Genomic DNA, 11,082 nt, shown 5'->3' with positions numbered 1-11,082 from the left:
CAAAGGATTGCTGGCGGCATAGGTTGCACCTACAGCAGCAACTGCTCCACCAGAGATGGAATCAACATCGCTGAGTTCATTCAAGAAACTTTCCGAATCGTTGAATAGTTCCGAACCAGCAGCGTGTAATTCAGAGAGAGTGATATTAGCCATGATGTACTCCTAAAAGACTTGTGAACTTGTGAACTTGTGAAGACTTGTTAGTTTCAGTGAAGATCAAGATGGTGTCTAGTCGGCTCTTAGGAATTATTGGTAATCACATAAATTAGTTTTTACCTTTAATTCCTAAAGAGCCATCAATTTCAGCCGTTATCCAACGTCACTAAATGCCACTAAATGACTTGGCTAACACAGTTACGTGACCAATGGCATATACAGTCACAAATGCGCCAGCGAGCTTAGTTAGTGTCGTAGGATCACTAACAGCAACTTGAGCGCCTAATCCACCACCGTATCCAATTTGACCACCGGAGATGGAATCTACATCGCTGAATTCATTCAGAAAACTTTCAGAATCTTGAAACAATTCAGAACCAGCAGCGTGTAGTTCGGACAGTGTAATATTTGCCATGATTTTCTCCTAAAAGACTTGTTGTAATGAACTGAAAATTGCTTAGATTTAGCTAGACCACAGGGATAATTGGTAATAACCAAAGCTCATGTGATTCACATAGATAGCTTTTTACCTTTAATCCCTGGAAAACCATCAAGCTCTGTAGTAATCCAGAACCATTAAATTTTACTGGCGCTGAATGATTTGGCTAACACGGTCACGTGACCAATGGCATATACATATACAAATGCCTCAGCTAGCTTCATTAATGTTGCGGGGTTGCTAACTCCTCCCGCATAGCCAGCTTGTCCACCGGAAATTGAGTCTACATCGCTGAATTCATTCAAGAAACTTTCCGAATCGTTAAATAATTCAGAACCAGCAGCGTGTAGTTCAGACAGTGTAATATTAGCCATGATTTACTCCTAACAGTCTTGTCTTGTGGCAATTAAGCAAGTTGACAGAAAATTGTTGAAGCTGATTGGCTCTCAGGGATTATTGATAATTAAGAAAGTCCATGTTAATTACATAGATTACTTATTAGCTTTAATCCGCAAGAGCCTGATAGCTTACTAGTTACCTGAAGCCATTAGTATCCGTGGCTGAATGACTTGGCTAACTCGGTAACATGACCAATTGCATAGACCGTGACAAATGCCTCGGCTAATTTAGTTAGTGTTGAAATACCACTGACTCTTTCATAGCCGTGGCCATAACCTTGACCAGAGGTACTACCACCGGTAATTGAATCAACTTCGTTCAATTCATTGAGAAAACTCTCAGAATCTAGGAATAATTCAGACCCAGTAGCATTTAGTTCAGACAATTTGATGTTTGCCATATTAGCTCCTCAAGCATTTGTCGCTGGTAAATGAAATCAGTAAGCAATCAAGCTGTGTTTGCTTAACTGTTACTGCTATTTTTATTGATTGAAAATTAGAAAGTCAAGGCTAAAACCATGTTAAAAAGGACATATATTCAAGAGTTGTGTCTTTCTAGAAATATCAATTTTATTTGAATAATTATGTTTTTTATTTGCCATTAACTACTTATTTAAATGCTTGCTCAGGTTGATTGCGATAATTCCAACCCACGTTTTCACGGCTAAATATTAAATCCCCGACTTCTTCAAGAAATCGGGGATTTGAACCTCGTTGTGTAAGTCCTATATATAATTTTTTATCTCAATTTATTCCAATTTATCTCAAAAATATTGCCTATAGCGTTTCCTAGTCTGCTGAGGTACAAGAACCCCACCCCCAACCCCCGCAAGCGAGGAGGAGGGGGCTATGATGTACCTTATATGATTAGTAAAGGCTATATTTAAGTGAATAAAGCTCAAAAAAGGGGAATATTAGAATTTGAAAAATAATTAAAAAGCATTAAATCCTTGGTTGAATTGATTTCTAGCACCAAGAATCACTACACCCATTTGGGTTCGTAAGTGAAATAGAAGATTATCTATATTTTGATCTAACGTATTGACTAAAGATTGTTCATTCACATCGTTGATACCTGACGTGACTGTGCTTCCTTCGCTTCCCTCCACCGTTTTCATTTCTCCTTCTGTTATTTCCTGAAAAAGCTGTTGAGCATTGCTAGAGTATAGGTTATCAAGTTCTATCCTTGCCATGTTATTAACTTCCTAAATAATTACAGTGAAACTCAATACGACCTAGAAAAATTAAGCTTCAAAATTATAATTCACCATTTATATTGTGCAATTTGCTTAAAAAAAATCAATACATTTTGGTAATTTTATAGACAAAACTCAAGTGATTGTGTCTTATAAAGAGTTGTTTTATAGCATTAACAGTTTTTTATGTTGATTTTTTTCCATAGAGATAGAGACGCGATACATCACGTCTCTATATAAGCTTTAGTTCTGCGCCTGTGATTGTGAACTGGGAATGGTTACATCTATAGGCGTTACTGATGTAGCTAATTTTGTTAATGGCGGTTGAATGGCGGTCTGATTCCCCACTATTAAAGTTACTAGTTGTTCTGGTTTGAGGTATTCTCGTGCTACCCGTTGCACATCAGCTTCTGTTGTGGCTGCTACAGCTTTTTGATAGCGAAATAAGAAATCAGCTGGATAGTTGTAATATTCGTATCGCATCAATCTTGATAAGGTTTGAGCCGGGTTTTGAAAGTTGAAGACAAAGGAGTTGAGGGTGGACTCTTTCGCAAAGGCTAGTTCCTGTGCTGTCACGGGTTCAGCTTGGATACGCTTGATTTCATTCTGTAAGGCTTGAACAAACTGGACTGTAGCATCCGATCGCGTTTGTCCGCCGGCGATAAATATTCCTGGGTAGTCGAAGCGGGGACTCCAGTAGCCATATACAGAGTAAGCTAATCCTTGGCGCGATCGCACTTCGTTTAATAAGCGTCCACCAAATCCATTTAATACGCCATTCAAGACATCCAAGGCGGCATAATCAGGATCGTCAAACTTACCACCAATATGCCCCATTAACACACTACTCTGAGTTAGTTGTGGTTGATTGACAAAAAATACGCCTCCTGTATTCGCTGGCTTTACCTCTAATAACTGGGGTTGAGTCATTTGGGGGTGGGGTTGCCAATCGCCAAACTTAGCTTCTATGAGCGATCGCATTTTCTGCGGCTCAAAATCCCCCACAATCCCCAAAATCATGTTATTGGGATGAAAATATTCCTGGTAAAACTGAACCAAATCCTCACGAGAAATATTATCCAGCGTCGTATACTCAGTTGTACGAGCATAGGGGCTATCTTTGCCATAAATTAACTTCTGAAATTCCCGCCTAGCAATATCGTCTGGATCATCATTACGTCGAGCGATACCACCCCTAGCCTGAATTTTTGCTAAATCTAACTGTTTTTGGTCAAATGCAGGCTCTCTCAGCACTTGAGCAAATAAATCAAACACCGTTTCTAAATCTTCAGTCAGAGATTCAAAACTAGCACTACCAAAAGCTTCACCAATACCAGTTTCCACACTGGCGGCGCGTTGTTCCAATATCTGATTGATCTGATCCGCCGAATGCTTTTGAGTTCCCCCACTCCGCATTACCGCACCAGTAAAACCAGCCAACCCAATTTTATCTGCTGGTTCTAAGCGATCGCCTGTCCGAATCAAAGCCGTACCATTCACCAACGGTAAATCATGATCCTCCATCAAATACACAACCAAACCGTTTTTGAGAACAAAGCGCTCATTTTGCGGTAAATTAATCTCAGGTAAAGGTGGCAGTTCCAACTCGGTGTAATGTTTGGCTGCTGCTGTCGCTGCCAAAGAAAAGTTAAAACTAATCAGTACACAGGCAACAGCCAGAATCAAACTATAAAATAACCCCTTCTTCTTGCCCAGTGTCAATTTTAAATTGAACATTCTTAATCCCATCTGCCTCTTACTCAACCTGTCCTCTGTGTCTGTGCGGTTCATCTCTTATCCTTGTTTTGACAACAACTTGCCAATGGTGCGATTTTCTGCTGTAAAAGTCGCCTTAGCTACTCGTTGAATATCCGCAGTTGTTACCCCCGAAATGTTATCTAACTGCTTAAACAAATTCCGCCAAGAACCAGTTTTAACTTCTGCTTCCAATAACTGCTGCGCCATACCCATATTGGAATTGAGACTACGTAACAAACTCGCCCGTGCTTGGGTTTTCACCCGTTGCAAGTCAGCCGCCGCTACAGGTTCCGTTTTCAGTTTTTCGACTTCTTGACGTAAAGCGGTCGCTACTTCATCCACCGTGTGACCAGGAGCAGTCAGAGCATAAAATAACATTAGGTTTGAGTACTTATCTCCGGGAAAACCACTAAAACCCTGAGCATTTAATGCTAAACGCTGCTGTTCTACCAAAGATTTGTACAACCGTGATGTGCGCCCATTACTTAATAAACCCGCAATAATTTCATACACAGCATTATCAGGATGATTAACTGATGGGCGGTGATAGCCTTCTAAATACCAAGGCTGAGAAGGTAGTTCTAGAGTAAATTCTCGTGTTTGTGTTTGCGGTGGTTCAGCCGGAATATTGGACTTTGCTTGTGGTTTGTCTTGATAGCGGCCAAAATAAATTTTTGCCAATCTTTTCACTTCCACCGGGTCAACATCTCCAACCACAGCAATGGTTAAATTACTGGGTACATAGTGAGTATCAAAGAAATTTTGCACATTCTCCGGTGTCAGATTGCGGATATCTTCTTCATAACCAATCACAGGTCGTTTGTAGGGATGAACGGTAAAAGCAGTATCAAGAAAATTCTCCACCATCATCCCGATAGGAGAATTATCTACCCGCATCCGTCGTTCTTCTAAAATGACATCTTTTTCTTTGTAAAACTCCCGACGCACCACAGGCTCTAAAAATCGTTCTGATTCCAGTGACATCCACAGTTTCAACTTATTAGCAGGGAAGCTGTAAAAGTATTTAGTTGCTTCTGCGGAAGTTGTAGCATTTAAACCCACACCACCTGATTGGGTGACGATTTGCCCCATTTCGTTTTGTGTAACCAGCGCATCTGCTTGGGATTCTACTTGCTTAAACTCAGTTTGCAATTGAGCCAGATCATCTTGTTTATTATTGGCTTTTGCGGTTCTAATTTGGGCATCTAACTGTTCTAAGCGTTCTAGTAACAGTTTTTCGGCTTCGTAGTCTTTTGTCCCAATGCGTTTTGTGCCTTTAAATGCTAGATGCTCTAGAAAGTGTGCCACACCAGTTTGACCATCTGGTTCATCCACACCACCCACATCAGCGTAAGTCAGAAAGGAAACTACAGGCGCTTGATGCCGTTCCAAGACGATGAATTTCAACCCATTATCCAGGCGAAACTCCGTTAACTGCTCAATTACCCGATCTAAATACGGTTGAATTGAACTTGTTTTTGATGGTGTTTGACGAAATTGCCGAATTCTTTGCAGAGGATTTGCAGTTTGAGTTTGAGCCAGAGCTATGTCTGGAAGTAACCCTGACCAACAAATTACGATTACCATCAAAATGGTCGAAAGCCGACGCAATGTGATAGTTACTTGATTTGACCAATCCAAAATTGAATGCCTGGGCTGATTCATAAGCGACAACAAAAATAAAGCTCCACTACCTGAGAAATATGTTAGTTAGCAAACAAGGCGTTAACCTTGTATTAAGCTTTCTGTGTTTTTTGTACCTGACATTAGACAATAATGATACAAGTTGCGTTCCGAAGATTACACAATAATTGTTATGCGAGTTTTTAATTCACCAGCGCCTTCAGAAGCACAAACACGTACCCGCATTTTACAGGCGGCACAGAAATTGTTTGCCTCTAAGGGATTTGATGGCACTACCACCCGCGATTTAGCTCAAGCAGCAGGTGTTGCTGAAGGCACTTTGTTCCGTTATTTTTCTAATAAAAAATCTATTTTAGTGGAAGTAGCTACTAGTGGCTGGGTGGATATTCTCACAGATTTGCTCACAGAGTTGAGTGAAATGGGTAGTTATAAGGCGATCGCTCAGGTGATGCGCCGCCGGATGTGGAATTTACACAAAAATGTCGATTTAATGAAGGTTTGTTTTATGGAGGTGCAGTTTCATCCAGATTTGCGCGATCGCATTCAAGAAGAAGTGATTGGTAAAATGACCGATGTAGCCGAGGCTTTCTTTCAAAGTGCGATGGATAAGGGCATTTATCGCCAAACTGATGCCAAATTAGTGGCTAAGGTGTTTTTGGGAATGTTTGCGATCGCTGGATTCTCTAACAATACTCTCATGGCTCCAGACGCTTCACCCCAAGAAATGCAACAAATGGCAGAAGGATTAGCTGATATCTTTCTCAATGGAGTCTTAGCCAAAGAATAAACAATTAATCCCCACTCAGCACTCAGCACTCAGCACTCTTTTCGCTTGTTGACTCCATTGTTGTACAACATCAATGGTGGGACACAAATCTCGTCGCTGCATCGTTGATACCTGTAGGCGCATAATTTGTTGGTGCAATCTATGGGTGGGTGTCTGAGCTAGTTGGGCTACAGAAGCAATACCAGAATGTAGCAATAACCCACAATATTCTAGTCCCACACCAGGAATACGGGCTAAATCGGCTAAGACGATCCATTTATTGACATATTGCAGATTCACTTGTAATTTATTGGCTAAATTTACCCTAGTTTCAGCAGTTTTTCCTCGTTGAATTAGCTGTTTTGTGGTTGTAATTCCACAATTTTGCAGTTTGGCTTGTTCTTCCTGATTTAATCCAGGTAATTGCTCAATTGGCCAGTCACAAGCTGTCATGGAAGTTTTAGTATTTGGCTGTTTGGCGGGCATTTAGGAAAGTGAGATATGAGAATATTTAAATATTGTGACTCTTTTTATCAGCGTTTGACGTTATTATAATTTTGGGATAGTCCACGGCTACAAGTTAATTTTGAATTTTGAATTCGGAGCGAAGCGACGTGACTCCAACTCCAAAAACTTTAGCCCAGTTGTATGAAACAGACTTTGTAGCATGGACAGAACAGACTGCCCAATTAATTCGTGCTGCACAATTCGCACAGGTAGATTGGGATGCAGTAATTGAGGAAATTGAAAGCTTGGGCAGGTCAGAACGACGAGAGTTGAAAAGTCGCTTGGAGGTTTTATTACAGCACTTACTCAAGTGGCAATATCAGTCTACTTTACGCAGTGGCTCTCGGCAAAATACTATTGATGAGCAACGTTACCGCATAGCAGATTTATTGCAAGATAGTCCCAGCCTCAAATCATATCCGCAAGAGGTTTTAGCAGAGTCATACAGTCGGGGACGCAAAGCTGCTATGAATGAAACGCAACTACCACAGAGTAAATTTCCCGTGGAATGTCCTTATACCATTGACCAAATTCTGGATACTGAGTTTTTGCCAGATGCAGCTTAAGTAAATAATTCACCCCGCATTACAGTTACTGCTTGTCCTGAGAGCAACACGCGATCGCCTCCTGAATAGCGCACCTTCACCACTCCACCACGCCGAGAGGCTTGAAACGCCAAAAACTCATCTTTATGCAGGCGATCGCGCCAGAAAGCCGCCAGACAACAATGAGCCGCCCCAGTCACAGGGTCTTCATCTATACCTAATCCCGGTGCAAAAAACCGAGAAACAAAATCATATTCAGAATCTGCATCAGCTTGGCTAGTCACAATCACATCAGCCACAGGTAATTTTTTTAACTGCTGAAAATTCGGCTGCATTTCTCGTACCAAATCCTCATACTCCACCTCGACTAAATAACCCAGAGAATTTTGCAGCACAGACTGACAACGAACACCCAAAGCCTCGCTTAATTCCCCAGGTGCGACTGTTTCCTGAGATAAATTCACCGGAAAATCTAACTCAATCCACGCACCCAGACATTTAGCAATCAAAACACCACTTTTAGTATAAAAACGGGCAACCTCATCAGCTAACAAATACCCCTCAGACCAAAGAACATGAGCGCTTGCCAAAGTTGCATGACCACACAGAGGAACTTCCACCGTCGGAGTAAACCAACGCAAACTAAAACCATCATCCTGTCGCAGCAAAAAAGCCGTCTCCGACAAATTCATCTCCTGCGCCACATTTTGCATCCAAGCATCATCCCGACACTCAGACAAAACACAAACAGCCGCCGGATTTCCCGCAAAACAACTATTAGTAAAAGCATCAACCTGAAAAATCACCAATCCCATAACCTCAACCTCAAATTAAAATTAAGTAATACCATTTCTATGTAAAGTTGCGCTAAATTTTTCTTTCTTTCTTTCTTTCTTTCTTTCTTTCTTTGTGTACTTTGCGTTCTTTGCGGTTCGTTCCCCTCCCCTCTGCGTTTAATCATGCTCAAACAAACCTTACACCACCGCCGACAAAAACTAGCCAACCTCATCAACTTTCCCGCCATCCTATGGTCAGGAAACACCAATCCCCGCAACTTCCCCGCCAACGTCTACCCCTTTCGCGCCAGTAGCCATTTCCTCTACTTCGCCGGACTACCATTACCAAACGCCGCCATTCGCCTAGAAGCAGGCAAACTAGAACTATTCATAGATAATCCCACACCCAGCAGCGCCCTATGGCATGGAGAAATGCCCACCCGTGAAGACATAGCCGAGAAAATAGGCGCAGATACAGCCCGACCAATGGCAGAATTAGAATCATATCTAGAAGGTGTAGCCACAATTCCCGTCCAGAATGCCGCTACTTGGACACAGCAAACACAGTTATTAAATAGATGGATATTACCACAACAACCGCCCCAAGGAATTGACTTAGAATTAGCCAAAGCGATCATTTCCCTCCGTCTCACCCATGACGCAGACGCATTAATGGAATTGCGAAAAGCTGCGGCTGTAACAGTTGCAGCACACAAAGCCGGGATAGCAGCGACATCCCAAGCCAAACTAGAAGCAGAAGTCCGTGCAGCGATGGAAGCGGTGATTATCGGTGAGAATATGACCACTTCCTACAACAGTATTGTCACCGTCCACGGCGAAGTTTTGCATAACGAACATTATCACCATCCACTGCAACCAGGTGATTTAATTCTGGCTGATGTCGGTGCAGAAACCGCAATGGGTTGGGCTGCTGATGTTACCCGCACCTGGCCTGTATCTGGTAAGTTTTCATCTACCCAAAGAGATATTTATGATGTAGTCCTGGCGGCTCATGATGCTTGCATTGCCAAAATCAGCCCTGGTGTGGAGTATGGAGATATTCATTTATTAGCCGCTACAGTCATCGCTGAAGGTTTGGTTAATTTAGGCATTTTACAAGGTAATCCCCAAGATTTAGTAGAAATGGATGCCCATGCGTTATTTTTCCCTCATGGAATTGGTCATTTATTGGGTTTAGATGTCCATGATATGGAAGATTTAGGTGATTTAGCAGGTTATGAAGAGGGAAGAACTAGAAGTTCGCGCTTTGGTTTGGGTTATCTGCGGTTAAATCGTCCCTTACGCCCAGGAATGTTAGTCACAATTGAACCAGGATTTTATCAAGTTCCAGCAATTTTAAATGATCCTAACGTGCGCTCAAAATATAAAAATGTCGTGAATTGGCAGCGTTTAGCTGAATTTGCCGACGTGCGGGGAATACGTATAGAAGATGATGTTTTAGTTACTCAAGAAGGCAGCGAAGTTTTAACAGATGCTTTACCAAATTCAGCCAGTGCCATAGAAGATTTATATTTAAATTAGGAAACTTCTTTTGGCAGATGCAACGCTGACAGAAATTCGCGAAAATTCAATTTTCAAGCATGGATAATCAAGCTGATGCTGATCCGCACTGCCACACTTTAAACAAGTAATCCAAAACGAGATTGGCAGCAATATAAGTAAATTCCCGTATTGCCGTAATCCAATTTTGATCATGCCAATTTCACTAAATTACGGACTTGATACTGCTTGACTTCCTCTAATGTAGGATTTGCTCCTGAGTTCCACGCTGTCATGACTGAGCCTTTGGCCTCGACCCTGGCTTGATATGCACTGCTAATATTTCCATCGGCTGTGGTGTAATCAATGCGAACATCAGCCCATTCTTCGTTAATTTCATCACTTGCTAAAACTTGACCGGCTTTGTGATATTCCAGCCATTTCCAACCTTCAAGCATCCAGATTTCTCGTTCGGCGATTTGTGCAAATTTGGGTAAACCAGCCCAGCCTCGATAGTATGGATATAGTTCTTTGACTGAACAATTACGTCTGACTAATAAATCTAAAATTTTTGGCTGTAAACGACCCCAGTATTGTCCTTGAGGTAAATCAAGTAAGGTAGGTGCAAACTGATGTCCACCAAAATGACTACATCGCCAAAAACGTAAGTTACTGTTATTTGCAGCAGCGTATTCAGAACGCAATTTTTGATAAATTGGATAACCAAATCTACTACAAGCCACATCCACTTTACCGTCGGTGCAAACAAGTAATTCTCGAAAGTGGTTTGTTTGTTGGCGATATTGATTAAAATTTGGTAATTCTTCGGGATTTTTGACTAAAGCTAATGCCAAAGAACCCAGTAAAGCATGAGGTACGATAAATTCTTGTTTCTCAAATTGAGCAAAAAACTTTGCTGGTCGGCGATAGTAGATTACACGAGTGTAACCTGGATGGGAGTATTCTTTATCTGGTGCGATAGCCCTAGGGCTTAGCGGAGCTATCGCTATGACTCGAATTTTTCTACTATCTTCACAAACAAAGTTTAATGCTGCTAATAAACCCTGTCGCATGGGGTCAGGTTCAATCCAGAAGTTATCTGGCCAAGGTTGTGCAGCTTCAATAATTAAATATTGTGTTACTGCTATAGCAGAACCAATGGTGTCTTCACCGTTAGTTTGGGAAATCTCGGAACAAAAACGACAATTATTGCGAGTTTCGTTGGTTGACATATTGATGATTACTTCACTAAATATTTAAACAAATCATCAAGAATGAGATTGGCGGCGATGTAGCTGCCACCGTGCCAATAATCATCACCTACCTCATAGACTTTGCCTGACTGAACTGCATTTAATTGGAGCCATAAAGGATGGTTAAGAATGTATTGATATTTA

General features: G+C 41.5%; 12 protein-coding genes. 3 read left to right on the top strand and 9 right to left on the bottom strand.

Annotation, left to right across the window (positions count from 1 at the left end):
- Positions 1-322: 322 nt before the first annotated feature.
- The 6 genes from VB654_RS21595 to VB654_RS21570 form a co-directional block, all read right to left on the bottom strand.
- Complete coding sequence (locus VB654_RS21595; RefSeq protein ID WP_323215855.1) at positions 323-571, bottom strand: hypothetical protein; 249 nt, start codon at positions 569-571, stop codon at positions 323-325.
- 161 nt (positions 572-732) lie between these two features.
- Positions 733-969 (bottom strand): hypothetical protein, encoded by a 237-nt coding sequence (locus tag VB654_RS21590; protein WP_323215854.1) that lies wholly within the window; start codon positions 967-969, stop codon positions 733-735.
- A gap of 173 nt (positions 970-1,142) precedes the next feature.
- A complete protein-coding gene (locus VB654_RS21585; protein WP_323215853.1) occupies positions 1,143-1,394 on the bottom strand; it encodes a hypothetical protein in 252 nt (83 codons plus the stop codon).
- 531 nt (positions 1,395-1,925) lie between these two features.
- Positions 1,926-2,186 carry a hypothetical protein gene (locus VB654_RS21580; RefSeq protein WP_323215852.1) on the bottom strand — a complete coding sequence of 87 codons (261 nt, stop codon included), beginning with the start codon at positions 2,184-2,186 and terminating at the stop codon, positions 1,926-1,928.
- Between the two features lie 246 nt (positions 2,187-2,432).
- Positions 2,433-3,926, bottom strand: coding sequence for a pitrilysin family protein (locus VB654_RS21575; protein WP_323215851.1), 1,494 nt, complete (start codon positions 3,924-3,926; stop codon positions 2,433-2,435).
- A gap of 57 nt (positions 3,927-3,983) precedes the next feature.
- Complete coding sequence (locus VB654_RS21570; RefSeq protein WP_323215850.1) at positions 3,984-5,612, bottom strand: pitrilysin family protein; 1,629 nt, start codon at positions 5,610-5,612, stop codon at positions 3,984-3,986.
- A gap of 151 nt (positions 5,613-5,763) precedes the next feature.
- Here VB654_RS21570 and VB654_RS21565 point away from each other — a divergent pair, with 151 nt between their 5' ends.
- Entirely contained in the window at positions 5,764-6,378 is a 615-nt protein-coding gene (locus VB654_RS21565; RefSeq protein ID WP_323215849.1) for a TetR/AcrR family transcriptional regulator, read from the top strand.
- Positions 6,379-6,393: 15 nt separating this feature from the next.
- On the opposite strand, the gene VB654_RS21560 is transcribed toward VB654_RS21565, so the two are convergent.
- Positions 6,394-6,843, bottom strand: coding sequence for a DUF4332 domain-containing protein (locus VB654_RS21560; protein WP_323215848.1), 450 nt, complete (start codon positions 6,841-6,843; stop codon positions 6,394-6,396).
- Positions 6,844-6,971: 128 nt separating this feature from the next.
- On the opposite strand from VB654_RS21560, the gene VB654_RS21555 reads away from it, so the two are divergent.
- Positions 6,972-7,430 carry a DUF29 domain-containing protein gene (locus VB654_RS21555; protein WP_323215847.1) on the top strand — a complete coding sequence of 153 codons (459 nt, stop codon included), beginning with the start codon at positions 6,972-6,974 and terminating at the stop codon, positions 7,428-7,430.
- Here VB654_RS21555 and VB654_RS21550 read toward each other — a convergent pair.
- The gene (locus VB654_RS21550) at positions 7,427-8,224 is read right to left on the bottom strand and encodes a PhzF family phenazine biosynthesis protein (protein WP_323215846.1); all 798 of its coding nucleotides are present in this window, start codon (positions 8,222-8,224) and stop codon (positions 7,427-7,429) included. The genes VB654_RS21555 and VB654_RS21550 overlap by 4 nt on opposite strands.
- Positions 8,225-8,368: 144 nt before the next feature.
- Between VB654_RS21550 and VB654_RS21545 the strand changes: the two genes are divergently transcribed.
- Positions 8,369-9,727 (top strand): aminopeptidase P family protein, encoded by a 1,359-nt coding sequence (locus VB654_RS21545; protein ID WP_323215845.1) that lies wholly within the window; start codon positions 8,369-8,371, stop codon positions 9,725-9,727.
- A gap of 170 nt (positions 9,728-9,897) precedes the next feature.
- On the opposite strand, the gene VB654_RS21540 is transcribed toward VB654_RS21545, so the two are convergent.
- Entirely contained in the window at positions 9,898-10,917 is a 1,020-nt protein-coding gene (locus VB654_RS21540; RefSeq protein WP_323215844.1) for a sucrase ferredoxin, read from the bottom strand.
- Positions 10,918-11,082 lie beyond the last annotated feature (165 nt).

Origin of the sequence: Nodularia sp. UHCC 0506 (assembly GCF_034931045.1) — a bacterium.
Lineage (GTDB): Bacteria > Cyanobacteriota > Cyanobacteriia > Cyanobacteriales > Nostocaceae > Nodularia.
This window is presented reverse-complemented; position numbering and strand designations above follow the sequence as displayed.